This window comes from Luteolibacter sp. Y139 (assembly GCF_038066715.1).
Lineage (GTDB): Bacteria > Verrucomicrobiota > Verrucomicrobiia > Verrucomicrobiales > Akkermansiaceae > Haloferula > Haloferula soli.
This window is the reverse complement of record NZ_JBBUKT010000011.1, coordinates 51,007-74,808: the sequence shown is the minus strand read 5'-3', so window position 1 is coordinate 74,808 and position 23,802 is coordinate 51,007. Positions and strand designations below refer to the sequence as shown.

Annotated in this window: 23 protein-coding genes; 15 read left to right on the top strand and 8 right to left on the bottom strand. The window is 62.3% G+C overall.

Annotation, left to right across the window (positions count from 1 at the left end):
- Positions 1-10: 10 nt before the first annotated feature.
- From WKV53_RS22860 to WKV53_RS22850, 3 genes are all read left to right on the top strand, one after another.
- On the top strand, positions 11-544 hold the full coding sequence (locus WKV53_RS22860; RefSeq protein WP_341407138.1) for a sigma-70 family RNA polymerase sigma factor: 534 nt from the start codon (positions 11-13) through the stop codon (positions 542-544).
- Positions 541-1,938 (top strand): FecR domain-containing protein, encoded by a 1,398-nt coding sequence (locus tag WKV53_RS22855; RefSeq protein WP_341407137.1) that lies wholly within the window; start codon positions 541-543, stop codon positions 1,936-1,938. The genes WKV53_RS22860 and WKV53_RS22855 overlap by 4 nt, the downstream gene beginning before the upstream one ends.
- 63 nt (positions 1,939-2,001) lie before the next feature.
- On the top strand, positions 2,002-2,718 hold the full coding sequence (locus tag WKV53_RS22850; protein WP_341407136.1) for an RNA polymerase sigma factor: 717 nt from the start codon (positions 2,002-2,004) through the stop codon (positions 2,716-2,718).
- A 4-nt stretch (positions 2,719-2,722) separates the two neighbouring features.
- Here WKV53_RS22850 and WKV53_RS22845 read toward each other — a convergent pair whose 3' ends face one another.
- Positions 2,723-4,444: a hypothetical protein gene (locus WKV53_RS22845; protein WP_341407135.1), complete on the bottom strand. Its 1,722-nt coding sequence runs from the start codon at positions 4,442-4,444 to the stop codon at positions 2,723-2,725.
- 242 nt (positions 4,445-4,686) lie between these two features.
- Entirely contained in the window at positions 4,687-6,336 is a 1,650-nt protein-coding gene (locus tag WKV53_RS22840; RefSeq protein ID WP_341407134.1) for an ATP-binding protein, read from the bottom strand.
- A gap of 198 nt (positions 6,337-6,534) precedes the next feature.
- On the opposite strand from WKV53_RS22840, the gene WKV53_RS22835 reads away from it, so the two are divergent.
- A complete protein-coding gene (locus WKV53_RS22835; RefSeq protein ID WP_341407133.1) occupies positions 6,535-8,004 on the top strand; it encodes a DUF1501 domain-containing protein in 1,470 nt (489 codons plus the stop codon).
- A gap of 119 nt (positions 8,005-8,123) precedes the next feature.
- Here WKV53_RS22835 and WKV53_RS22830 read toward each other — a convergent pair whose 3' ends face one another.
- Positions 8,124-9,332 (bottom strand): zinc-dependent metalloprotease family protein, encoded by a 1,209-nt coding sequence (locus tag WKV53_RS22830; RefSeq protein WP_341407132.1) that lies wholly within the window; start codon positions 9,330-9,332, stop codon positions 8,124-8,126.
- A 194-nt stretch (positions 9,333-9,526) separates the two neighbouring features.
- On the opposite strand from WKV53_RS22830, the gene WKV53_RS22825 reads away from it, so the two are divergent.
- From WKV53_RS22825 to WKV53_RS22800, 6 genes are all read left to right on the top strand, one after another.
- The gene (locus WKV53_RS22825; protein ID WP_341407131.1) at positions 9,527-9,682 is read left to right on the top strand and encodes a hypothetical protein; all 156 of its coding nucleotides are present in this window, start codon (positions 9,527-9,529) and stop codon (positions 9,680-9,682) included.
- A 74-nt stretch (positions 9,683-9,756) separates the two neighbouring features.
- Positions 9,757-10,965, top strand: coding sequence for an MDR family MFS transporter (locus WKV53_RS22820; RefSeq protein WP_341407130.1), 1,209 nt, complete (start codon positions 9,757-9,759; stop codon positions 10,963-10,965).
- A gap of 29 nt (positions 10,966-10,994) precedes the next feature.
- Complete coding sequence (locus WKV53_RS22815; RefSeq protein ID WP_341407129.1) at positions 10,995-11,585, top strand: DUF4291 domain-containing protein; 591 nt, start codon at positions 10,995-10,997, stop codon at positions 11,583-11,585.
- Positions 11,586-11,647: 62 nt separating this feature from the next.
- Positions 11,648-12,832 (top strand): serine hydrolase domain-containing protein, encoded by a 1,185-nt coding sequence (locus tag WKV53_RS22810; protein WP_341407128.1) that lies wholly within the window; start codon positions 11,648-11,650, stop codon positions 12,830-12,832.
- A 168-nt stretch (positions 12,833-13,000) separates the two neighbouring features.
- On the top strand, positions 13,001-13,525 hold the full coding sequence (locus WKV53_RS22805) for a hypothetical protein (RefSeq protein ID WP_341407127.1): 525 nt from the start codon (positions 13,001-13,003) through the stop codon (positions 13,523-13,525).
- A gap of 83 nt (positions 13,526-13,608) precedes the next feature.
- On the top strand, positions 13,609-14,082 hold the full coding sequence (locus WKV53_RS22800; protein WP_341407126.1) for a TspO/MBR family protein: 474 nt from the start codon (positions 13,609-13,611) through the stop codon (positions 14,080-14,082).
- Positions 14,083-14,225: 143 nt separating this feature from the next.
- On the opposite strand, the gene lepB is transcribed toward WKV53_RS22800, so the two are convergent.
- Together lepB and WKV53_RS22790 are read right to left on the bottom strand one after the other, a co-directional pair.
- Positions 14,226-14,942: a signal peptidase I gene (lepB, locus tag WKV53_RS22795; protein ID WP_341407125.1), complete on the bottom strand. Its 717-nt coding sequence runs from the start codon at positions 14,940-14,942 to the stop codon at positions 14,226-14,228.
- Between the two features lie 172 nt (positions 14,943-15,114).
- Positions 15,115-15,369, bottom strand: coding sequence for a hypothetical protein (locus tag WKV53_RS22790; RefSeq protein ID WP_341407124.1), 255 nt, complete (start codon positions 15,367-15,369; stop codon positions 15,115-15,117).
- Between the two features lie 158 nt (positions 15,370-15,527).
- Between WKV53_RS22790 and WKV53_RS22785 the strand changes: the two genes are divergently transcribed.
- Positions 15,528-16,286 (top strand): HNH endonuclease, encoded by a 759-nt coding sequence (locus WKV53_RS22785; protein WP_341407268.1) that lies wholly within the window; start codon positions 15,528-15,530, stop codon positions 16,284-16,286.
- Positions 16,287-16,294: 8 nt separating this feature from the next.
- Positions 16,295-17,290, top strand: a complete 996-nt coding sequence (locus WKV53_RS22780; protein ID WP_341407123.1) for a GNAT family N-acetyltransferase — start codon at positions 16,295-16,297, stop codon at positions 17,288-17,290.
- Between the two features lie 71 nt (positions 17,291-17,361).
- Here WKV53_RS22780 and WKV53_RS22775 read toward each other — a convergent pair whose 3' ends face one another.
- The 3 genes from WKV53_RS22775 to WKV53_RS22765 form a co-directional block, all read right to left on the bottom strand.
- Positions 17,362-17,712, bottom strand: coding sequence for an outer membrane protein assembly factor BamB family protein (locus WKV53_RS22775; protein ID WP_498049544.1), 351 nt, complete (start codon positions 17,710-17,712; stop codon positions 17,362-17,364).
- Between the two features lie 117 nt (positions 17,713-17,829).
- Positions 17,830-18,657 carry a hypothetical protein gene (locus WKV53_RS22770; RefSeq protein ID WP_341407122.1) on the bottom strand — a complete coding sequence of 276 codons (828 nt, stop codon included), beginning with the start codon at positions 18,655-18,657 and terminating at the stop codon, positions 17,830-17,832.
- A 119-nt stretch (positions 18,658-18,776) separates the two neighbouring features.
- The gene (locus WKV53_RS22765) at positions 18,777-20,459 is read right to left on the bottom strand and encodes an OmpA family protein (RefSeq protein ID WP_341407121.1); all 1,683 of its coding nucleotides are present in this window, start codon (positions 20,457-20,459) and stop codon (positions 18,777-18,779) included.
- Positions 20,460-20,603: 144 nt separating this feature from the next.
- Here WKV53_RS22765 and WKV53_RS22760 point away from each other — a divergent pair, with 144 nt between their 5' ends.
- From WKV53_RS22760 to WKV53_RS22750, 3 genes are all read left to right on the top strand, one after another.
- Positions 20,604-21,629: a DUF3616 domain-containing protein gene (locus tag WKV53_RS22760; protein WP_341407120.1), complete on the top strand. Its 1,026-nt coding sequence runs from the start codon at positions 20,604-20,606 to the stop codon at positions 21,627-21,629.
- A 121-nt stretch (positions 21,630-21,750) separates the two neighbouring features.
- A complete protein-coding gene (locus WKV53_RS22755; protein ID WP_341407119.1) occupies positions 21,751-22,419 on the top strand; it encodes a response regulator transcription factor in 669 nt (222 codons plus the stop codon).
- Positions 22,416-23,801, top strand: a complete 1,386-nt coding sequence (locus tag WKV53_RS22750) for an ATP-binding protein (RefSeq protein ID WP_341407118.1) — start codon at positions 22,416-22,418, stop codon at positions 23,799-23,801. The genes WKV53_RS22755 and WKV53_RS22750 overlap by 4 nt, the downstream gene beginning before the upstream one ends.
- Position 23,802: the final 1 nt, after the last annotated feature.

Sequence of the window (23,802 nt, the reverse complement as noted above, 5' to 3'; positions counted from 1 at the left end):
CTTGGCAGCCATGGACCCCAGTGAAGAGAATCTCGACGAATTCGTGAGCGAACTGACCCGCTGCCAGATGGATTTGTTCTATTTCATCCGCGCGCTCACCGGTGACATGCACGCGGCCTACGACATCCGGCAGGCGGTGAACATGGTGCTGTGGAAGAAGCGCGAGAAATTCCGCCCGGGCTCCAGCTTCAAGAACTGGTCGTTTCAAATCGCCCAGCTGGAAGTGAAGAGCCACCTCCGCAAGCAGCGAAAGTCGCCGCTGGTCACGTTCGACGACAAGCTGTTCGACCTCTTCGCCACCGAGTTCGCCGATACCGTGGACGAACTTCCCGAGCGCCGCGCCGCGCTTTCCAATTGCTTGGCCAAGCTCACGCCCAAGGACACCGAGCTGCTGCGCCATCGCTACTGGAGCGGCGGCTCGCTGGAGACACTGGCAAACGACACCCACCGCAGCGTGGGCACGCTGAAGGCGCGCCTCCATCAGCTCCGTGCCGGACTGCGGCGCTGCATTGAAGGGCAACTCCACCAACCTGAGAGTTCATGAGCAGGCCGTCCGAGACCGTGCCGCTGATCCATGAGTTGGTCGACGGCACCATCGGCAAGGAGGATTTCGCGCGCCTCCAGGAAATCCTGCTGCGCGATCCGGCCGCGCGGAAGGACTACTACGCGCTGCTCTGCACGGACCAGATGCTCGTGGACACCTACGAGATGCCGGAGCACCTCGCCGCGCATGCGAAGGTGGTCACCGTTCCGACGGTCAAGCGGCGCAAGATCGGCAAGCTGCTGCTCGCCCTCGCCGCCGTCTTGGTGGCCGGATTCTTCACCGCCTTTGTCATTCACTCGAATACGCCGCGGGTGACCATGACCGCCACCGCGGACAGCCATTTCCTGATCGATGGGAAAGAGGCGACTTCCAAGTTCTGGAAAAAGGGCGAGGTGCTCGAGGTGCACGATGGCGTGCTGCTCGTGCGATTGAATCCCTCCGCCGAAGCCAGCATCGACGGCTCGGCAAGCCTGCGGCTGCTGAACAATGACGGCGATCTCGAGCTGCGCCGCGGCCGAATCTTCTTCCACACGGCAGCGGACAGCCCCGGCTTCGAGGTAAAGGTAGCCGGAGCGACCGTGCGGCACGTCGGCACCGACTTCGGTATCCGCGCGTTGGACGATGGGTCCTGCGACGTCCACGTGCTGGGCGGCAGCGTGGAGATCACACGACCGGGGGAGGACAAGCTGGTGCTTTCCACGGGTGAATCCGCATCGTGGCGCGATGGTGGACCAACCCGGCGCGCTGCCGCAGAGCGGACGGCTTTCCGCCAATTGCCGCCGGTGGAACAGGTGATCTTCGACGACGACTTCAGCGAGCCAGCGGGCACGGTGCTCGCTGGAAAACAGCCGGATATCGGCAAGCCGTGGAAGGTGGTCGAGCAGCAGGGCATCATGACAACGGGCGATGGCCAGCTCGATACCTCCGGCGGCTTCCGCCATCTCGGAGCCATCTTCGCCGACCCACCGGCAGGTGAAGGCCGCGAGGTCCTCGTGGCGACGTTCACCACCACGCCTCCAGCGGTGATGGGTGACAAGAAGACCCGCCGCAGCGGCATCGAGCGAATCACCTTGATCGATGCGAATGGCAAGCGCCTCTGCTCGGTGGTCGCCCTTGCCCGCGAGAATCACTGCTGGCGTCTGCGCGATGACATTGCCGGCCGGGAATCCAGCCTCACCCGCTTGTCCGCGCTGGAGACGCACGATCTCACCCTGCGCTACGACCCCTCAGCGGGAAGGATCACGCTCCACGCCGGCACCAATGCCCAAGGGGAAACGCTGGCCGAACTGGACACGGAAGCGAAGGTGATGCCCACGTCGCTGGAGCTGTGGAATGACTACGGCGGTGACTTTGCCCTGAGCCGGCTCACCGTCCGTCACGTGCGCTATCCTTGAGCACGGCTGACATCTTTCTCGTGTAACGCGGCAGCGGATTTCCGTTAGGATGAGCAGTACCGCATGCCCGGAGAAAAGCCACACGTCTCCTTCTTCGCCACCACCCGCTGGACTCTCGTCGGCGACGCGGGTGCGGAGGATCCTGCGCGGGCACGCGAGGGATTGGCGGAGCTGTTCCGCATCTACTGGCCGCCGCTCTACCGCTACGTCCGTCGACTCGGCCACGGAGAACATGATGCGGAGGATCTGGTGCAGGGATTCTTCGCCCACCTTTGGGAAGGCCAGGGCCTGCGTCATGCCGATGTCGACCGCGGGCGTTTTCGCGCATTCCTGTTAGGCACGCTCAAGCACTACCTCGCCAACGAATGGCGCCATGCCCACCGGCAAAAGCGCGGTGGCTTTGCCACGAGGATCTCCATCGACCGGCGCGACGCGGAAACCGGGCTCGCCCTCGATCCCGCCGACCCGCTCAGCCCCGACGTGCTCTTCGATCGCGAGTGGGCGATGGCCTTGCTCGACAAGGTGCTGGCCGATCTTGAAGCAGAGGAAGAAGACTTCGCGCGATGGAAGCCGTTCCTCGGCATGGGCAGCAATCGCATCGCCTACGCGGAGATCGCGGAAAAATTCGGCATGACCGAAGGAGCCGCGCGGGTCGCCGTGCACCGGCTAAGGAAGCGCTACCGGCATCGACTGCGCGAGGAGATCGCCCGCACCTTGGTCTCCGGTGATCTGGTAGACGAAGAGATGCAAGCGCTCTTCGCCGCCTTGGCCGAATCGTAGATGCTCAGCGGGCGGAGCTGGCTTCGGAAAATGCCTTGTGCATGCGCCTGCGAACGTTCTCAACCACTTGACTCTCCAACAGGGTCAACCCACCACGCTCGCGGTCAGCTCGGGTCACATTGTCCTGCGCGTGACAATAACGCTCGGTCGCCATCAGCGGCCCCCGGCATGCGAGCAGCAATCCCGCCAGCAGTGTGAGCGGCACGATCATGCGACGGCACAAAAGGACGCCACCGAGAGCTTGGTCACGGGACGAAAAGAGCATCATCCCCGTCTCCCACAATAGCCACAGCAACGGCAAGCCACCGGTAGCTGCGATCGCCTGCAGATAGCGCTGCTGATTTCCCGGAAGCCAGCGGACTCCACCCGCCGAAAGCATGACCACCGCGGCAACGCCCGCCATCGTCCACCCGATCCATGGCCGAGCAGGTTTCAACGCTAGGAAGCTGGTTCTCGTGGAGACGCGCCAGCGCACCGTCTGAACGATCATCAGGAGCATGAATACCAAAGCCGCTCCCTCCTGGATCAAGATAGGATGCGGCTGGTTCTCGTAGTAAGTCATTCCGATATCGCGCAGGCCGAAAGCAGTCCCTCGTGTGATCCCGAAATACCACAACAACGGAACGACAACTCCGAGGCCTAAAGTCCACAGCAGATCCACCCTATGAAACAGAGGCTCCAAGCCGGTCGCCAAGCCATTGACCCGACGGCCCCGGCGGAAGCTTTCGACAACGGCAACGGCGAGAAATAGCAGCACCACGATCGCTGCCAGCAAAGCTGACATCCGCTCCATCACGGCGTATTCCACCCGCCGGCCGGGCTCGAAAGCAGATGCCTCGACGACCACGTCAGGCAGTGGACCACTCACCAACACCCGCGCGAGAGAGCTCATCGGCTTCGCGTCGGCACGGGACCTATGATACGTCGCCTGGTAGTCCGAGAATTGCTTCCCGAGTTCTTCCATCCGGAGTTCTTCCTCTTGCAGTCCGAGGTCCCGGCTCGCTTGGACCATGACCTTGCTTGCTTCGCTCCAACTAGACGCGGCGGGAATCAGATCCAAAAGCGTGCTCCCGTTCCCGGCCAGACGACCAGGCAAGCGCTCGTAAGACTTGATCACGGCTGCAAGTTCCGTGGCGTTCTTATCCACCACGGCCTGCTTTGCCGCTTTGCTAAAGGTGAGGAGCGCGTCGTTCTGGTAGCGAATGCTCGGTGCCCAGAGCGCCGAAATCGAGTAGAGGAAGATCTCCGTCTCTCCCGCCATCGTGTCGGTGGGGCCCAGCAGGGCGAGACGATGCTTGCGGAGTTCAGGCAAGTAGGACTTGAACCTCGGGGCTGAAGCGCTTTGACGAAGCAAGTCCAGCGTCTCCCGGGAAAACGTTTCCCCGGCAGGCGGCCCTTTGGCCTTCCATTCCTCATTCTTGCCAACCGCCTCGAGGAAGAGCCACATGCCATTGTCGCCATCACGACGTCGCCACGTTTTCTGAAAACCCGGGGGCAAGCCTTCTTTCGCGGCGATGCGGCGGTGTACAAGCTCCTCGTAGATTCCCAGCTCGTCGGGATGAAGTTCCCATTGTCGCTGGAGGTTCTTCGCCACTTCATGGTCCGAACCAATGCAGGCATAGACGAAATCGCGCGTCTCCGGGTCGAGTCGCTCTCGCAATCGATCCTTGGGATTGAGAGACGATCCGAAATTCGTGAGCCCCTGAAGCGTTCTGGCTTCAGGCAAGACTTTCGTCATCTGCCAGCTGGCGCATAGGCCCAGAACGACGAGTGCCAACGCTGAAAGGCACACCGGCATCCAGAAGGATCGCGGCTGACTCGACTCCAGCCTTGCCGAAGCCTCCGCGGGGTCGGCTCCGGTATGAGCAAGGCGGCCCAGAACCTCGGAGCGAGCTTCATCCCGAAGCTCCGGTGTTCCTTCCAATGACCTCGTTGCAAGCTCCGCGAATCGTTCCTGTTCCGGTGTCATCAGGAGTCGAGGTAGCGGCGGACCTCCGCAGGAACGAATTCCGCATCGGTCGCTTCTTCAGAAGCGAGTCGCATCTGAGCCTTGATGACCAGTGGATCGACGGGCGGCAAGTAACCCTGCAAACAAGTGCGCAGCGCCTCTTGAGCGGAGGGGGTTCCCGTTTTTGTTAGACGATAGGCCTTCACCGCGAGCGCTTCCGCAGCGCCCGGCGTGAGCCATGAGGGAACCAAGGGAAGCAACGCGGCCTTTGCCGCATCATCAAGCGGGATGCCGCGGCGCTTGCACAACGCGCCTAACAGGATCATCCCCTCCTCCGCAGTCGCGGTCGGGAAGATCGGCACCTTCACGTCGATACGGCCCGGGCGCTTCAAGTCGACCTCGATCAAATCCGGCCGGCTCGAGGCCAGCACCCACAGGATCTTGCCGCGATTACGAGTGTCGGACATCTCCGCGGCGAGCATTGAGTAAACACGGCTGGAGACACCGGAGTCTCCGCTACCCGCCGTGCGACGGCCCAGTGCCTGGTCGGCTTCATCAATGAAGACGATGCAACGGCCCAACGCATGCAGAAGCGCGAAGATCTTCTCCAAGTTCGCCTCGGTGGATCCCACCCAGCGATCGCGGAAGTTCCGAAGAGTGACCACCGGCACACCCGCTTCACCAGCGAGGCATTCGGCCAAATAGGTCTTGCCCGTCCCGACAGGCCCACAGAACAAATAGCCCATCGGCAGCGCCTCGACTTCGTCCTGTTTCCAAAGCGTGAGATCCTGGCGCAGCCGCGTCTTCACGCCTTCCAAACCGATCACATCGTCAAGGGTTCGGTCAGGTTCCACGAAGTCTAGCAACTCACCCGCGTCGCGCTCGACCAGCGCCTTCCGCAGCTCGCCGAGGTCGGCATCGCCCAATGGCAGGCCCGCGTGATTGCGACGCCGCAGGAAAGCTTCCAAGGCTGCGATCGACGTGCCCGCCAGTCGCGAAGCGATGCGTGTAAAATCCGCATCCGTCGCCAGCGCCTTCGGGCACTCGGGAGCCAGCGCCTGCAGTGCTCCGGCCAGCTCACTCGTATCCGGCAATGGCAGCTCGATCTCCGCCGCCCGCGGATTTGTGGCAACCAGCGGATGCAGGCTGTTGATACGATCCGCCACCAGGAACACCGCCTGGCCATGCGCCGCCAGCGTGGTGTCACCACCCCACGTGCGGATCAGCGAAGCAATCGCGCTCAGCTCATGATTCATCGTCTGCGGCAGCACCGGCACGTAGAGCTGCGCATCCCGCAGCACCACCGCCACGGTCACCGGCTTCGCCCCGACCGCGCGCAGGTTCCGTGCATACTGGAGAAAGCGAGCGATGGCCCGGACCGCCAGCAAGGGCAGCGATGGCAACTCCGGCATCTCCTTCAACGCCGGCCAATCAGCAAACACTTCCTTCCCCCGCTCGACGCGCAAGCCGAAGCCCGGATCATAGCTCAGCACCACTTGGAAACGCGGTAGCAACACGTCTAACAAGTAGTCATTCAGCCGTCCCAATTTCGGACCCTCCGGCAGGCGCAAGAGCATGCGGTCGGCGACATTGCCGTGGAGGATGAATTGACCCGCCGCCCCGCTTTCGTAGCGCGCGACGATCTCGGTGGCCCAGGACGGAAGAGACATCGCATGAAAGACACTCGCCCGCCGCCCCAATGTCGATGGGAAAGGCCGCCCGGAATCCCAACAGACCGCAAAAGAAAGCGGAGAAAGAGCGATTCAGTGTCTCTGCGCAAAATGACCCGGAGCCCTAGGTAGACAGGCCTCCCCAAATCTGAGATAAGCCCATCGCGCGTGCCCCCCGGCGTGATCCGAAACGATCCCATGAATGCCCACCGCACGTCCCGCCGTCGCTTCCTCGGCCAAGCCAGCTGCTCCGCCGTCAGCTCGATCCCGCTGCTGAATACGCTGCTCAATCTGCGGCTCGCCGGTTCCATCGCCAGTGCAGCCCCGCCCGTAGCCAGCGAGTATCGCGCCATCGTCTGCCTTTTCCTCAGCGGCGGGAATGACAGCTTCAACATGCTGTCCCCCTACAGCGGCCCTTCCTCTACTCACGATGACTCACGCACCGAGTACGTGAACAGCCGCGGCGATCTCGCGCTCGATCTCGAGGATCTTCACCGGATTCACCCGACCAATACAGGCGTCCGCACCTTCGGCGTGCATCCCTCGATGCCGAACCTCGCTGCACGTTTCGAAGCAGGCGATGCCGCCTTCGTGGCGAATGTCGGCACCTTGATCGAGCCAGTCTTCAGCCGCGCCGAAGTCATCGCCGCATCCAAGCGCCTGCCGCTCGGCCTCTACTCGCACTCCGATCAGATCGAGCAATGGCAGACCAGCGTTCCGCAGAGCCGCACCGGCGTCGGCTGGGCCGGCCGCATGATGGACCTCATCAAGGGCATCAATCCCGGCCAGGCGGTCTCGATGAACATCTCCATCGACGGCAGCAATGTCTTCCAGAGCGGAATCACCGGCGCGGAGTATGCCGTCAATGCCGGCTACGGTGATGGATCCGGCGGCGGAGCCACTCCGCTCACCGGCTACAAAGCCGGCTACGATCCCGATCGTCCTTTCGACAATACCGCCAGCACCGCCGTCGATAGCATGCTGGCCCAGCAATACAGCCACCTGCTGCAGGAGACCTTCCAGAAGAAGCGCCGCGAGGCTCAGCAGGCCTACGAGATGTATGCCGCCGCCACCGCGCCTGATCTCCCTGCCACCGCCACCTTCACCAATGACAATCCACTCAGCCGCCAGCTCAAGCAGGTGGCGAAGGCCATCATGGGCCGCAATGGACTGCAGGCCGCACGCCAGACCTTCTTCGTCCAGCGCGGCGGCTGGGACCACCACAGTGAAACCCTGTCGCTTCAGGAAGCCATGCTGGGCGAGGTGGACCAAGCCATCGGTGAATTCTGGCAAGCCCTCGTCGCGCTCGGCATCCAGGACCAAGTCGTGCTCTTCACCGCCTCCGACTTCGGCCGCACGCTCACCAGCAATGCCCGCGGCTCTGACCACGCATGGGGCGGCAATCACTTCGTGATGGGCGGCAGCGTCGTAGGAAAAAAGATCTACGGCCAGTATCCCAGCCTCGCCCTCAATCCGGAAAGCGGCAACGACCTGAACCCGCTCGATACCGGCCGTGGCCGGCTTATTCCAACAACGAGCTGCGACGAATACTTCGCCGAGCTCGCCCTGTGGCTCGGCGTGCCACCCTCCAGCCTGCCTCTGGTGCTGCCGAATGTCGGCAACTTCTTCACGCCCGCCGCGACCGGGCCGCTTGGATTCCTCGCCTAGCGCGGACCGAATATGTAGCGGAGCGGCTGCGCCGTTCCGGCGTCTGGCGGACCCGCACGACAATCGACGCGGCGACCTTCTCGAACGCCTCGCCCCGCCGGAAGCTCGCAGAGCTTCCGCTACGGAGGGACCGCCGCATGAATCTCGCAGCCCGCATCGCCGCAATCCGACACCACCCGCTCGCCCGGCTCCCCGGGCGCATAAAACGCAGCCGCTGCTGAACCCGCGGTGAGCGACGCAGGCACGCCCACATTCATCCGCATGAAGCGCCGGCCGCCTCCCGAATTCAGCCGCACTATCAGCGCGCTTGCATTGTCCTGCACCACGGTGGTTCCGCTGCCATTCGCACCAGCGGGCAGCCACGCCTCGCCATTGCCGCTTTCCACCTGATAGACCAGCCCATCGGCCAGCGCGTTGGCATTCTTCGTCAGGGTCCACGTGAGACCATTGGCTCCTGGCACTGGCACCGGCATCTTGCTCGATGTGGTGGGATTCAGCCCCAGCATGAATTCGATCACATTGGTGATGCCGTCATGATCCTGGTCATCCTCCGGCCCGCCAATCACGCCATTGGTGGCAGCCCACTGCTGATACTGGCTGCTTTGCACCACCTGCTGCAGAAACTCATAGCTATCCGTGCCGGAGTTGTTCGTGAAAACCGTCGTCTTCTGCGCACTGGTCAGCCGCTGCGAGGTGCCTCCCGGGCTCATCAGGTTGTCGGTATTATTCGCCGCGTGCGACAGGCCCAGATTGTGCCCGATCTCATGCGCGGCCACAGCAGCGACCACATCCCGCCCGGCCTGCCAGGTCAGGAGATTCGTCCCCACGTGCAGCGTGATCCCATTCGAGTCGATGAAGGCGAGGCCGTTCGAGGTATTGTCGTTCGTCTGCGCGAAACCCGGCACGATCTCCACGAAGAACAAGTTCACCACGATCGCATTCCCGCTCTTCGGTGGCACTCCCGCGGCATCCACGATCTGCGACAAATGCGCCGTGGGCCGGGCGGTCGAGGCATAGCTCGTCGGTGAGCCGTCGTAGGCGAAGTTGTTCGTGTAGTCCGCCAGCGGCAGCCACGTGATCTCCACGCCGACCTGCGCCCACACACGATTGATCTGATCCTTGATGTAGGTCTCCGTCGTGCCCGTCCCGAAGGTGGTCGCAGCCGTCCCGTTGGTCTTCTTCACGCGGATCGGTTGGATCTGCACGCGATGGGTGACCGTCACGGGAGAGGAGACAACCACTTGGGCTGCCAGCGGACAGAGGGACAGGAGGAGGGCGAAAGCGATGGGGGTGAAGCGCATCCACCGGAGTGGGACCGGAGTGTTCACGCGCCGGGAATTACTTGAAAATCAACCCCCGAACAAGTTCAGGATTTCGGAAATTTCTTAAAACCCCGCGCCACAAGCCTCCCGCACCCCGATTTCCGCCAAAAACATATCCCGTTCCACCCGTCCAGCCGCCTCTCTCCACGGAGATCCGGATTGACTCACGCCCCGCTGCCTAACACTCTCCCGACCCTCCGATGAATCCGGTGTCCTCCGCTTCCCGCTCCCTCTCGCACCTCGTGCGTGGCGGGCAGACTGCGGGCATGTGGCATACCGTCGTCCGTCCGCTCGGCGCGAATTTCCGCACCACCAAATACGAGCGCGCGTGGCGGGATGAAATCGTGATGGAATAAACAGACACTCCAGAACCGTTTTCGCCCCGTCCGCCACACCGGCAGACGGGGCTTTTTGTTTTCCGCCCCATGTCATGAACCCGACGCCGATAGCCACGCCCCACCACACCACGCTGTGGCAAGACCTGCGCGCCTTGCCCGGCCAGTACTGGATCCTCTTCAGCGGCACGCTCGTGAACCGCTTCGGTCACTTCGTGATCCCGTTCCTGGCCATCTACCTCCGTCAGCAGGGGCACAATGCCGGCACCACCGGCCTCGTGATGGCGGCCTATGGAGCGGGCGCCTTGGTTGCCGGCGCCATCGGCGGCTATCTGGCCGACCGCATCGGCCGGAAGCCGACCATGCTGATCTCGTGTGCGGGCGCGGCCATATTCATGCTGCTGCTGTCACAAGCCCATGGGGTCCCGGCGCTGGTGGGCACCACCTTCATGACCGGCCTTCTCACCGCCATGTATGGCCCGGCAGCAGGTGCCTTGATCGCCGACCTCGTGCCACCAGCGCTGCGGGTGCGTGCCTTCTCCTGCCAACGGCTGGCGATCAATTTCGGCTTCGCCGCCGGCATGGCCACCGCAGGCTTCATGGCCAAGCAATCGTTCATGGCGCTCTTCATCGCGGACGCCGCCACCACCATCATCCTCGGTCTCACCGTGCTCTTCGGCTTGAAGCCACGGCCCGCCAGCGCTGCCGCCGCCAAGCTCGGCTGGAGCCACGCTCTCCAGCACATGAAGGGCAATGTCCCCTTCCAACTGGCCACCATCGCCAGCCTGCTGATCGGCATCGTCTTCTGGCAAATGAGCAGCAGCTATGGCCTCCAAGCCACCGAAGGCGCAGGCCTCGACGAGCGCGCCTACGGCCTACTGATGGCGCTGAATGGCATCCTCATCGTCTTCCTCGAGCTGCCCCTGACCAGCTTCACACGGCGCTTCGCACCGGTCCGCATCATGGCCACCGGCTATGCGATCATCGGCCTCGGCATGGGCATGAATGCCCTCGGTGCCAGCCTCCCGCTGCTGGTCTCGAGCATGATCATCTTCACCCTCGGTGAAATGATCGCCCTGCCCGTGGGCAATAGCTACATCGCCGGCCTGGCCCCGGATGAAATGCGCGGCCGCTATCAGGGCGTCAGCTCCATCAGCTGGAGCAGCGCCACCATGATCGGCCCGTCGCTCGGCATCACCCTGTGGCAATTCAGTCCCGCCATCCTGTGGGTAGGCGTTCTGGTGGCATCCACCGTCGCCGCCTTCCTCATGCTCGCCACCCGCCGCTACGTGCCGGAGGGATGATGCCGAGTGCCCTCCTCCATCGACCCGCAATGCCTTCCAAACACGAAATCCGCGCCAACTACGACGGCGAAAGCATCGTCGTCTATCAGGGCTATTCCTCGGCCATCGCCGATCCCGCACTGAAGGCCGGACGCTTCGTCGAGCCGTTTTCGTTTGGCCGGATGACGTGGATCAAGCCGTCGTTCCTGTGGCTCATGCACCGGAGCAATTGGGGCAACAAGAGCGGCCAGGAAAGAACCCTGGCCGTGACGATTTCCCGCAAGGGTTGGGAGGAAGCCCTCAGCAAGGCGGTCCTTACTTCCTACGAACCGAAGGCCCACCGGTCACGGGATGACTGGCATCGTCAATTCGAGGATGCCGTGGTTCACGTGCAATGGGATCCCGAGCGCACGCTGCGAGGCGCAGGGCTGGAATACTTCAGCATCCAGGTGGGGATCAGTCGCCATCTGATTCGCACGTTGGTCGACGAATGGATTCTCAAGATCGAAGACCTCACACCCGCCGTGACCAAAATCCACGATCTGCTCCGCAGGGGGAAAGCGGATGAAGCCAAGCGCCACCTTCCCGCCGAACGGATTTATCCTCTCCCGGCTCCCATCGGCCGCCACCTCCTCATGTGACCGTGTCATGCATGATGGTTCGCCGCACCTCCCGCCGTTCTGAATAGCGACTCATCCTCGCCATGAAAACTCGCCGGCATTTCCGCGTTTGGACCTCTCTGCTGCTAGCCTCGGCCTTTCCCATCATCGCCATCGCCGCGCCTGAAGCCCCTCTCGCCAGCCCGGAAGTCGCCGCGGCGATGCAGCCCTACTTCGACAGCCACAAGCTCGCCGGCGTCATCGGCATCGTCGCAAACCGAGATGGCACCGTCGTCTCCGAAAACCTCATCGGCCACGCCGATGTCGAAGCCGGAAAACCGATGAGCGAGGACAATGTCTTCTGGATCGCCTCGATGACCAAGATGTTCACCGGCGCCTCCATCATGATGCTCGTGGACGAGGGTAAGGTGAGCCTCGACGACCCGGTGACGAAGTTCCTTCCCCATCTCGACCGCTGGCAGGTCATCGCGGAAAACGACAAGAAGCACACCCTGCTCAAGCCCGTCGCCCGCCCGGTCACCATCCGTCACCTGCTCAGTCACACCAGCGGCCTCGCCCCGCACCCCGAACTGCAACAGATCACCGGCGCCGATAGCGTGCCGCTCGCCGTCCGCGCCACCGCCTCCGTCACCGGCCCGCTCCAATCGCAGCCCGGCGAAAAGTATGCCTATGGCAACCAGGGCATGAATATCGCCGCGCGCATCATCGAGCTCGTCAGCGGCATGCCTTACGAAAACTTCCTCCAGCAGCGCATCTTCGATCCGCTCGGCATGACCGAGACCACCTTCTGGCCCAGCGATGCACAGATCGCCCGGCTCGCCAATACCTACGGCCCGAACGCAGACAAGACCGGCTACACCAAGGGCAGCGTCAGCTACCTCCACCAGCCCTTCAGCGACCGTGTCCACCGCTTCCCCGAAGCCGGCGGTGGCCTCTTCTCCACTGCCCACGATATCCTGCGCTGGGGCATGCTGCTCGCAAACAATGGCGAACTCGATGGCAAACGCTACCTCTCCCCCGCCGCGATGGACGAACTCCGCAAGGAACAAACCGGCACCACCAAGGTGAACTACAGCCTCGGCTATCACCTGCGGAATGGCATGTTCGGCCACGATGGTGCCTACGGCACCGACCTCTCCGTCCACCCCGGCACCGGCATGATCGCCCTCTTCCTGGTGCAATGCTCCAGCGGTGACCAATGGGAAGCGCGCGACAATTTCCTAAAGGCGGCCGCGGAGACCTTCGAGAAATCAAAGCAGGGCCACTGACTCGGCATCCATTGACCCGTGGCCTCTCTCAATCGGACAGAGAGCCTGCGGTCGCTACCGCTCGCTCAGGGAGATCTACAAAAACTCCGAAGAATTGCACTAGCGGCTCCACGCGATGGTCGCTCATGATGGAACCGTTAGAATACGGTCTACGCCTCCCTCGAACCCATGGCTCTTCGCTTCATCCAAATCTTCTGGGGCTTACTGCTGGTCGTCCTCGACTTCAACATCAACCAGATCGATATCCTGCCGGATATCCTCGGCTACATTCTCATCGCCTTGGGATGCCGCGGATTGAGGGATGCTTCGCCGCGCTTCTCGACCGCGGCCACCTTGGCATGGATCATGGCGATTCTATCCGTGGCGGGCTATGCGGTCCGTGGAAATTCCATCGGCTTCTCCCTCCTTTCTTCGGCCATGGACTGCGCCATGATGTGGTTCCTTCTGGGAGGCGTGATGGAGTTGGCCAATTCCCGCCAGAGACAGGATCTTTCTCAGCGGGCGTCCAGCCGCCGCATCGCCTATGTGGCGATCGCCGCCCTCTCGACCTTGATCGGCTACACGATCCAGAGTCCCGGCGACGGAGTGGTGATCGGGATCGCACTCCTGATCGGCATGCTCGTGGTCCTGTGCCTGATTCTCCACCTCATCCACCGCTCCATCCGTGAGCTGTCGGACGATCCGCGCTGGTAGACCTGCGCCGCACCGATAAAAACCTCGGAGCATCTCAAGCCGTTCTCTGTTGGACAGAGTCACCATCGCGGCGACTTTTGAGGATGCCCCTCTGGCTCAAGATCGTCCTCTGCATCCTCGCCGCCGAAATCCTCGGCGGTCTCGGCGGCTTCATCACCGCCTCCTCCATCGGCTCATGGTATGCCGCCCTCGAACGCCCGCCCGGCACACCACCGAATGCCATCTTCGGCCCCGTCTGGACCGTCCTCTACGCGATGATGGGCATCGCCTTCGCCCTCATCTGGCATCGCGCACCTTCCGACTCCGCCAAGCGCCGCGCGCTCACCGCCTTTTTCGTCCAGCTCGCCCTCAATCTCGCTTGGACGCCCGTCTTCTTCGGTGCCCATCAACTCGCCGCCGCACTCGTGATCATCGTGCTGCTCATCATCGCCATCATGGTCACCATCGCCCGCTTCCGCCGTCTCGACCGCCTCGCGGCGGCTCTTCTCGTTCCCTATCTCCTCTGGGTCTGCTATGCCACCTACCTCAATGCAGGGTTCATGATCTTGAATCGATAAGCCCCGGTGAGCTCCCAGCTTCCATACAGGGCGCAGCCCCATAAGGAGTGTGGACATTCTGTCCACACGGCGTCGACGCAACGTCGACACCCCTTACGTTGAAGCCACCTCCCGCCTCTTCAAAGAGGCCCAAGTATCGCCACCTATCGCAAGTGCTTCCCAAACCTCGACCCGCGCGGCTGATACTTGTCGAGGATATCGAATGACGCGAGCACCGTCGTCGCCTTGCCCACGATCCGCTTGCGCTCGACCATCCCGAAGTCGCGCGAGTCCGCGCTGTTGTCGCGGTTATCTCCCATCAGGAAATAGTGCCCCGCAGGCACCGTCACCGGGCCGAAGCTGGTCGGCGCTCCCTGAAACCCGGGAATCGCCATCACCGCATGCTCCGCCCCGGCCAGATCCTCCTCCGCCATCACGGACCGCGAAGCCAGCGCCGGATTCAGCCCCGCCGATTCCGCTGCCGGTAAGGAATCATAGTCCATCGGCTTGCCATTGAGGAATAGCCTGCGGTTCCGCAACTCCACCACATCCCCCGGCGTGCCCACCACCCGCTTCACCAACCGCGTGTCATCCTTCGGCGAAAACAACACCACGATGTCCCCCTTCGCTGGCTCCTTCCACCGCGCAATCCGCTGGTAAGTCAGCGGCACCCGCAAGTCGTAAGCCAGCTTGTCCACATACACCAGATCCCCTTCTAGGATCGTCGGATTCATCGACCCCGTCGGCACCCAGTTCATGTCCGCGAAACTCGACTTCACCGGCGTCAGGACGAACACGACAAACAACACCGTCGACCGCCATTCCGTCCATTGGCGCTTCAGGAACAAACGGACGGGAACGGGAAGAGAACGGAGTTTCATGGGATTGGTGAGGTATAGAGTTCGACCGAAGAAGCGCTCCCCTCGCCTGTGCTTGTGCAAAGCGGGTGATAGAATCCGCTCGCCAAATTCCCATCGCTAGTTACCTCCATCGTCTTCACTATCCTCCGCTTTTGCCCTCTTGCCACGTGTCACCGGCTTCATCAAAAGGTGCTCACTCTCCCTCAGATTCCACTCGGTGCTGGTCGAGTTGCTTTCTCAATTCGGCTTCGATCTCAACATAATAGGCGGCAATCTGATCCGCCTCCTCAGCGTCGCTACACTCTTCGATGACAAAGTAGGGATCATCCAGCACTCCTCGAAACCAAGCCGAGGTCTTCTCCCAAGCTTCTCGTCGCACTTGAAGGGCATCGAGAATCTGACCAACCATCAGGCTATCCAGCAGAAGTGGAACTTTAGACGCACTCATCGCCAAAATCACCTGGCCAGGATTGGGGAAGCCTTCAAGCGCTATCCTCGTAGACCAGGAATCCTGGCCCCACCTCGAAGTTTTCTTCCCGGCGTCTCCGAAACAATCAAAGTGTTGATGTGGCTGCGCGAAAAAATTGGACCCGTGACGAGTTGCTGGTGCTGCTGAACGTCTATCACAAGCTCACGTTTGGCCAACTGCACGCACGCCAACCGGTGATCGTCGATCTCGCCAAAAAGCTGGATCGCGGCGCGAACAGCGTGGCCATGAAGCTCTGCAATCTTGCATCGCTCGATCCCGCCCTTCAACTGCGCGGAATTCGCGGCCTTCCCGGTGCCAGTGCTCTCGATCGCTCAGTGTGGACCGAATTCCATGCCGATCTGAACGAAACGGCGCCTGCCAGCGAAGAAGCATTGCGGAAGCTCTTCAAAGCAGGAGCCACAGCCGACCTCGAAGTCCTGCCCAAGGTGGGAATTCGCACACGCAAGCACCCGAATCTCGAATCGACGGAGATCTTAGCGACCGTGAAGCAGCGCCGCGGACAAGAGTATTTCCGGGACGCTGTTCTGAACAATTTCGGAGGGCGGTGCGGTGTGACCGGGCTGGCACTCCGAGAGTTGCTGACCGCCTCCCATATCCTGCCATGGTCTTCTCATCCCGAGGAGCGCTTGAACGTCCAAAACGGCCTCTCCCTCTCCCGCTTGCATGATGCCGCATTCGATCGAGGCCTGATCGCTTTCGATGACAGTTTGCGTCTCTTGCTGTCCCCGCGACTCAAAGCGGAACTCGATCAACGCTCGGCCGCGGAAAACTTCGGAGCCTATGCGGGCAAGCCACTCCAGATCCCAGACGATGCCGCGCTTCCGGAAGCATCTTTTCTCGCCCGACATCGGACAGACATCTTTCGGAAGAACTGACTCCGTCCATGCACACACTCCTCAGACCCTACCAACCCCCGGCAAGTGATGAGGTGGTCGCCTTCTTCACGAAGGTCTTCGGCGAGCTGGACCGGGACTTTGACCTGATTTCAAAAGAGCGGGATCTAGCGGACATCCCCGCGGCGTATCAACACTCCGGCGGTGAGTTCTGGATGCTCAGGGACGGCGAGGATGGGCTGGTGACTGGAACGATCGCGTTGCGGCGACTGGATGAGGAGTGCGCGGAGCTGAAGCGCTTCTACCTGCTGGCTGCATGGCATGGCCGAGGACTCGGGAGGAGATTGTTAGAGACCGCCATCGGACATGCCCGCGAGCAGGGGTTCGCGAGGATTCGCTTGGACACGACCACAAAGTCCACGGCGGCGATCCGTCTTTTCGAGGCCAATGGCTTTATCCCCATCGAACGATACAACGACGATTCCTTCGCTGAGCGATTCTACGAGCTGGATCTTGGCCACCGGCAGGCATCCGGCAGCCACTCGCCCAACTACATCGTCCGGCGGTTGAATCCCGGCGAAGCCGATCTCTATCGAGCAGTCCGGCTGGAATCACTGCGCGAGTCCCCGGAGGCGTTTGCCACGAGCTACGAATCCGCCTTGCAGAGAGATGAGGGCAGTTGGCAAGCTCAAGCTGACGCGTCGGCATCCGGAAGCGATCGGGCGACGTTTGTGGTTCTCGCCGACCGGCCGATCGGTCTGGGGGCCATCTATCGAAACCTTGATCAGCCGCAGGAGGGAGAACTGATCCAAGTGTGGGTTTCCCCCGAAAGCCGCGGTAGCCAAGTGGCGGCTGATCTCATGGATGCGCTCTTCCAATGGGCGGCCTCAAATGGTTTCGGAACGATTCGAGCAGAAGTCACCCCTGACAATCCACGGGCGCTGCGGTTCTACGAGAAGCACGGGTTTGTCAGGACGAAGTCACATCCCTCCTCGGACGGAACCAATGACCTCCTCACGAGAAAAGTCGGCCGAGATTCTCCATGACCCCTTGGGCAGGATTTCCAGCGCCATTACCGGAGACCCGGCAGCCAATCCGGCCACGGCGGTGAATGGAATCAGGATGAGGCTGCAGCCGTGCTCGCAGCAGTTGCCGCTGCCATGGCCGCGACCTGGGCTTGTTGGGCCTGCTGGGATGCGGCGGCAGCACCAGACGATGCCGATCCGTCCGTGGCCAAGGTGCAATAGCCATAGCCAAGGCCCGGAAGATCGTTCCGCCAGAGGATGGCACCGTCTTCCATACGAAGGCCGAAGAGCGAGCCGCCAGCGTGGGCCAAGATGATATCGTCCGCAACCATCACCGTGACGAGCTGGGTGCGCTTCAATTCCGCACGCCAGATTTCCCGGCCCGTGCGCTTGTGGACGCAAAGAACATGACGGCAGATTCCGAGGTAAACACGATCCTCCATGGCTTGCAGACTAGTCGAAACGCCGAGCGGTGGCGATTCCAGTTTGGGCCATAGTTCGTAAGTAGCCCGGAGAGCTGCCGCACCACCGAACGGCAACGACAAGAATGTCGTCGTTCCTTACTGACCCACCTTCAATGGCGCCGCAGCGGCGAGGTCCTCGGGAATGTCCGGCGAGGTATCGAACTCCAGGCCGCTGAGCCATTCGCGGGTCCGGTCGAGCTGGACCGCCGCGCCATCAATCTCATGCGAAAGCGCACCCGCATCGCGGCTGGCCAAGTGGTCGGCCCGGAACAGCTTCACCAGCTCGGCAATGCGTTCCTGCTCGGAGGCCGTAAGCTCGCGGCTCTCCTCCGCCCCGCGGCGCTTTTCGAGGCGAGACTTGAGCGAGGAAAGGCGGGATTGAAGCGACTCCGCAAGGCTGGCCTTGCCAACGGCGTCGATGCCAGACAGCTCCTTCTCCATCGCGGCGATCTTGCCCTCCAGCTCGGCCGGATCCTCGGATTCGATAAATTGATCCAGCATCTCGCCGGTATGGAGCAAGCGCAGGTAGGTCCAGGCGAGATTCGAGAGTCGTTCGACACGTTGGCGGACCAGCTCGGCATTCAGCCGCGGGTCACGGTGAAATTCCTGCTGGAGGTTCTCGATCTCCGCGGCGAGGCGGTCGTAGCGCTCGCGGGTCGAACTACGAAGGGCATCGTAGATCTGGCGCCGCTGGAAGAGGAACTGCCGCAGCTTTGCGCCCTCGTCCCCCTGCTTGCGGGTGGCCAGCCAATTATTGAAAAGCCGCGAGTCCGGCAGGTAGATCCAGCCCAGCGCGTAGGCCGCCACCCCCGCGACCAAGCCGATCGTGCTGACCGTGGCCACGCCCACGCCAAGCGTCAGCAACCCGAGCCACAAATGGTGCGGGCTTTTGGCAAAGGCTTTGAGCTTTTCGACGCCGGTCATCGGGAAGTTTTCAGTTTGCTGGTTTTCAGTTTTCAGGAGGAGAGAAAATACCCGCCAGCGCTACCTCGACCGCATTTTCCCGTCTTTCTCTGAAAACTGAAACCTGAAAACTAACAAACTCATTCAACGGTAAACCACTGCACCTCCACCCGGCGATTCAGATCCGAGTTCTTGCCAGCCGGTTCCTCCCAGCCGCGGCCGATGACTTCGAGGCGGTCGGCCTTAATCGTGGGATACTTCTCCAGCAGGCGCTTCTTCACTTCCTCGGCGCGTTGGGTGGAGAGTTCCATTGCCTTGAGCGCCATCTTGCGGACCAGTGCTTCACCGCCCTGTTGGCGGAAGTTTTCCTTCTGCGCATCGTCCACGTGGCCGCGCATCAGGATCATCGAGCCGGGCGAGACGCCGAGCAGGTGATTCACATTGGAGAGGAAGTCGCTGTTCTCCTTGTTGCCCATGTCGAGCTGGGCGCTATTCGGCAGGAAATAGAAGCGGATGTCGCGGGTCAGCAGCGGGTCCTGCTCGATCGGCGCCTGATCGCTGGTCTTGATCGGCTGGATCGAGGCAACCTGCGCCGACAGCGTGCCACCTGCAGCGATGGCCTCGAGCGGCTTGACGTCCGCGAAGAACGACGCGGCCACGGGCGACGGCTGAAGCTCCGCACCATATGCAAGGTTCGCCGTCTGGAAAACGGAAGCAAACGACCCCGCCTCATCGATCGCCCCGCGGAAGAAGGCGAGGTTCTCCGGCAGATTGGAAAGGTGGACCTTCGCAAGCTCCGTGCGGGCATCTTCCGGCGTCCACTTGAACTGCTTGAAGGCATCCGCGATGCTCTTCAGATGCGGCTCGGGATTGGCGCGGATGCGGTCATTGTGCAGCAGCATCCCTTCCACGATCTTCTGGACCACCTCCGGCCTGGCCTGCGCGAAGCCCTTGTTGAAGACGAGGATGTCCGCGATGACGAGCAGGTTGCGGTTGTCGATCAGCTGGCGCGCGCCGCCTTCCGAAGCCTCGACCACTTCGGTGGTCTTCGGGGCCCAGGTCACGCAGCCATCGAGCTGATGACCGCCAGCCTTCAGATCGGAAAGGAACGCATCACCGGCCTTGAAGGCATCCTCAAGGAAGACGAGATTCACGGCCTCTGGATTGCGCGTCTGCTCTGGGCCATCAAGGCGGGTGACTGCCAGGCCCGCCTCCTGGGCAAGGTAGCGGATGAAAAACTCCGACTCGCTGAAAGGCGCGGTGGCGATGGTCTTCCCCTTGAGGTCGTTCACCTTCTTGATGTCCTTCTTGACGATGATGCCGTCGGCACCGCGCGACCAGGAGACCTGCGCGGGCACCACGCACTGCCACTGGCGGCCGTAGTTCGAGAGCACGTCCACGGTGGTGGCCGTCGCGGCGAACTTGCCGTCCTGCAGGTCCGCCCACGAGTCCTCCTCGCTGAGGGTGATCTTCAGCTTGAAGCTGCCATTCTTGGCGAACCACGAGCTGTCATTCGGCTCCAGCCCGCCATTGGCCTCGATCAGGCCCGCGTAGCCCGCGTACTCGGAGAGGTTGATCGCGATCGTGTTATCCGCCGGCGTGTAGGGACGCGGCGATGGCAATTGCGGAGCCTTCCCCGGCGCGATGAAGTCGAAGGCGGCGGCGATGCTACTATCTCCGTCCGGTGCGACCATTTCCTTGGTGTCCGCGTGGGGACCCGCGTGGTTAGGCGTTTCATCCTTCTTCCCCAGGATCCGCATCACAGCGAATCCGGCGAGGAGCAGGACCACGAGAGTGAAGACGATCTTTCCGAGCTTGGTCATGATGGGCGGGAGCATGGACCAGCCCACCACTTCCCGGCGATGGGAAAATCAGGTGGAAGTCGGAAGGGCAAGGCACCCAAAGCGCCGGGGAGATTTCTCCTTCGCCGTCATCTTCACGTCATGTTCGGGGGCTAGGGCTCCAGCGTGAAAGCGAATCGATCCGCCAGATCCTATCTTCCCCTTGCGCTCGCCGCTGTGGTCCTCACCGCACTGCCCGCCGCTTGGGCCCGGGATGATGCCGGGGCGCAGCGCCTCGAGATCCTTCCCCAGGAGTGGCAGCTTGCCGGCTTTGAAAACTCGCTCGATCTGAGCGGGATCGCCGCCGCGACCAAAACGCAATGCCTCGTCGGCAGCGATGAAATGTTCTATATCCAGCCCGGCGTGATCGATGCCGCGAACCAGCGAATCGACTCGAAGCGCCCCATCGCCCTGCCGCTGGCCTCCACGGGGAAGAAGCAGGAAATCGACATCGAGGGTGTCGCCTATTCCTCCGATGACCACGCCTACTACGTGGTCGGCTCACACGGCCTCGGAAAGAAAAAGGGCGACTTCCAACCGGACCGCCACTCGATCTATCAGGTGCCCGTCGACCCTGTCACCGGTCAGGTGAAGAAGGAGGGCATCCGCCGCACCAGCCTGTTGCCGTGGCTGGAAAAGACACCCGAAGTGAAGGCATCCCTCAAACAGCCGCTCCAACAAAACGGCTTCAACATCGAGGGCCTTACCTGGTCCGGCGGCAAGCTCTGGATCGGCCTGCGTGCGCCGAATCAAGATGGCAAGGGCCTGGTGCTGGAGCTCTCCCCCGGCCAGCTCTTCGGCGGCGGCAAGCCCTCGGCGATGACCATTCACGAGGTCTCCATCGGGAAAGGCCGCGGCTTCCGCGAGATCGCCGCGGTGCGCGACGGCTTCATCTTGCTGACCGGCAATGCCAGCTCCGAGGCCTCTAAAAAGATCCCGATCAGCGCAGCACCCGGGCCGGACACCCGCTTCGAACTCCTCTACTGGAACGGCAGCGACACGACGGCCACGAACCTCGGACGCCTCCCGCAAAATGGCGGCAAGGGCGAAGCCTTGCTCGTCCTGGAAGATGTCGCCGATCACATCGATCTGCTCGTCATCTTCGATGGCCTTCCCGGCGGCGAGCCGGTGGCCGTCCGCATTCACCGCTGAATGTTCTAACATGGTGTGGCAGCTCAACCGGGTACCCCGGACGATCGGGAGGATAAAATGAATTCCGCGCTCCCAGTGTCCTGTGGACGAAGCCCGCTTCCGGCTTCATGCTAGCCCCACCATGAGACTCCTTGTCGTCGAAGACGCCGCCCGCCTGCGCGATACGCTCGGCAAGGCGCTCACGCGACTCGGCCACGCCGTCGATCTCGCGGAGGACGGCAACGAAGGCGATCAAATGGGGCGCACCGTGAAATACGACGCCGTGGTGATGGACCGCATGATGCCCGGAAAAGATGGACTGGAAGTCCTGCGCGGCTGGCGGCGCGATGGCATCGATACGCCAGTCCTCTTACTCACCGCGCTCGATGGCGTGGAAGAGAAAGTTCGCGGCTTGAGCGATGGCGCGGACGACTATCTTACCAAGCCCTTCGCCCTCGCCGAATTGGTCGCCCGCCTCGAGGCTCTGGCCAGACGCCGCTACGCCCAGCCGGATCCAAAGTTGAAGATCGGCCCGCTGGAAATCGACACCGCCGCGAAGTCCGTCACTCGCGATGGCAAGGCGATAAGCCTCACGGCCCGTGAGTTCTCCCTGCTTGAAATCCTCGCCCGCCGTCCCGGTCAGGTGCTGAACCGCGAGCAGATCGAGTCCCACCTCTATGCCGAACTCGACGGTCCGCTGAGCAACGCCGTCGACTCCGCCATCTGCTCGCTGCGCCGGAAGGTCTGCCCGCCGGGCACACCGTCACTCATCCACACCCGCCGCGGCCTAGGCTACGTGCTCGAGCCATGATCTCGATCCGCTGGCGACTGACCCTGCTGCTATGCCTTGCGATTGGCGCACTCTTTATCGCAACGGGTATCGGGGTGTTCGTCGCCATGAAGGAACTACTACGCTCACAGTTTGACGAGACCTTGACCGCGAAAGCACGCGCTCTTGTCTCCGCATCGGAGGTCGATGGCCGCGAGGTGGAGATCGACTTCACCGTGCTGGACTTCGCCGGCTTCGGAAAAGATGGAACCGACTACTTCGAGATCCGGCGGATGGACGGGAAGCTCCTCATGAGTTCGCCTTCGCTGAGGGCGGACGAGTTCGACTCTCCCGGCATCGGCTACTCCAACAAAGCCCCGGACGACAACGAGCCCCAAATCAAGAATGGCAAACTCGGCACCGGAAGACTCGCGCGTTTTTACGTCCAGCGATTCTACCCGAAGGACGACAAGAAGAAGCGGTTTCAGGATCTCTACGTGATTGTCGCCAGCCCTACGGAGAGCATGTATTTGCAGCTCGCTTTGCTGACCACCGTGCTCGGTGTCGCGGGTGCCGCCGCACTTCTGCTGATGGTGCCCATCATCCGGCTCGGCCTCAGCCGGGGACTGGCGCCGCTGAACAAGCTCGCAGCGGACATCGGCGAAATCCACCCGGAGAAACTGGACCAACGCCTGGATGCCCGGAAGCTCCCGGCCGAGCTCGTGCCCGTGGCCGAGCGCTTGAATGAATGGCTCGGCCGACTCGAAGCCTCCTTCGACCGCGAGCGTCGCTTCAGCAGCCACGCTGCCCACGAGCTTCGCACCCCGCTGGCCGAGCTGAAGAGCATGGCGGAACTGGGCGCCACTTGGCCGGAAGAAGCCACACCTGAGCGCTACGCAGAGATGGTCGTCGTCGCCAATGAACTCGATGCCCTGCTTGAGAAGCTCTCGTTGCTCGCCCGTGCCGATGCCGGACGCCAGCCGGTGCAACGTGAACCCATCAATCTGGCCGCCACCGTCGCGACCGCCATTTCCCGGGTCGAGCCAAAGGCCGGGCAACGCCGCCTTCATCTCGATTCTCGAATTTCCGAAGGCACCTTCACCAGCGACCCGGTGCTCTGGGGCACCATCCTCCAGAATCTGTTAGGCAATGCCGTGGCACATGCACCGGAAGGATCCGAGGTCGTGATCGAAGCCTCACCGGGACGCCTTGCCGTTTCCAATCCAGCGCCCGAACTCAGCGAAGGGGATCTGGAGCACCTCTTCGAGCGCTTCTGGCGAAAGGATGATTCTCGCAGCGGTTACGGGCACTCGGGCCTCGGCCTCTCGATCGTGAAAGCCTGCGTGGTCCTGCTCGGCGGCGAATGTCGCGCAAGCCTCTCGCCCGATCACCGGTTCCGCGTGGAGGCGATATGGACCACGTGAC

What these genes read in the sequence shown, in the direction of transcription:
- WKV53_RS22860 (WP_341407138.1), top strand. Translation starts at nt 11, where the DNA reads ATGGACCCCAGTGAAGAGAATCTCGACGAATTCGTGAGCGAACTGACC.
- WKV53_RS22755 (WP_341407119.1), top strand. Translation starts at nt 21,751, where the DNA reads ATGAGACTCCTTGTCGTCGAAGACGCCGCCCGCCTGCGCGATACGCTC.
- WKV53_RS22840 (WP_341407134.1), bottom strand. Translation starts at nt 6,336, where the DNA reads ATGTCTCTTCCGTCCTGGGCCACCGAGATCGTCGCGCGCTACGAAAGC.
- WKV53_RS22820 (WP_341407130.1), top strand. Translation starts at nt 9,757, where the DNA reads ATGAACCCGACGCCGATAGCCACGCCCCACCACACCACGCTGTGGCAA.
- WKV53_RS22775 (WP_498049544.1), bottom strand. Translation starts at nt 17,712, where the DNA reads ATGGAGGATCGTGTTTACCTCGGAATCTGCCGTCATGTTCTTTGCGTC.
- WKV53_RS22765 (WP_341407121.1), bottom strand. Translation starts at nt 20,459, where the DNA reads ATGACCAAGCTCGGAAAGATCGTCTTCACTCTCGTGGTCCTGCTCCTC.
- WKV53_RS22825 (WP_341407131.1), top strand. Translation starts at nt 9,527, where the DNA reads ATGAATCCGGTGTCCTCCGCTTCCCGCTCCCTCTCGCACCTCGTGCGT.
- WKV53_RS22815 (WP_341407129.1), top strand. Translation starts at nt 10,995, where the DNA reads ATGCCTTCCAAACACGAAATCCGCGCCAACTACGACGGCGAAAGCATC.
- WKV53_RS22850 (WP_341407136.1), top strand. Translation starts at nt 2,002, where the DNA reads ATGCCCGGAGAAAAGCCACACGTCTCCTTCTTCGCCACCACCCGCTGG.
- WKV53_RS22750 (WP_341407118.1), top strand. Translation starts at nt 22,416, where the DNA reads ATGATCTCGATCCGCTGGCGACTGACCCTGCTGCTATGCCTTGCGATT.
- WKV53_RS22800 (WP_341407126.1), top strand. Translation starts at nt 13,609, where the DNA reads ATGCCCCTCTGGCTCAAGATCGTCCTCTGCATCCTCGCCGCCGAAATC.
- WKV53_RS22780 (WP_341407123.1), top strand. Translation starts at nt 16,295, where the DNA reads ATGCACACACTCCTCAGACCCTACCAACCCCCGGCAAGTGATGAGGTG.
- WKV53_RS22810 (WP_341407128.1), top strand. Translation starts at nt 11,648, where the DNA reads ATGAAAACTCGCCGGCATTTCCGCGTTTGGACCTCTCTGCTGCTAGCC.
- WKV53_RS22855 (WP_341407137.1), top strand. Translation starts at nt 541, where the DNA reads ATGAGCAGGCCGTCCGAGACCGTGCCGCTGATCCATGAGTTGGTCGAC.
- lepB (WP_341407125.1), bottom strand. Translation starts at nt 14,942, where the DNA reads ATGAAACTCCGTTCTCTTCCCGTTCCCGTCCGTTTGTTCCTGAAGCGC.
- WKV53_RS22790 (WP_341407124.1), bottom strand. Translation starts at nt 15,369, where the DNA reads ATGAGTGCGTCTAAAGTTCCACTTCTGCTGGATAGCCTGATGGTTGGT.
- WKV53_RS22835 (WP_341407133.1), top strand. Translation starts at nt 6,535, where the DNA reads ATGAATGCCCACCGCACGTCCCGCCGTCGCTTCCTCGGCCAAGCCAGC.
- WKV53_RS22770 (WP_341407122.1), bottom strand. Translation starts at nt 18,657, where the DNA reads ATGACCGGCGTCGAAAAGCTCAAAGCCTTTGCCAAAAGCCCGCACCAT.
- WKV53_RS22805 (WP_341407127.1), top strand. Translation starts at nt 13,001, where the DNA reads ATGGCTCTTCGCTTCATCCAAATCTTCTGGGGCTTACTGCTGGTCGTC.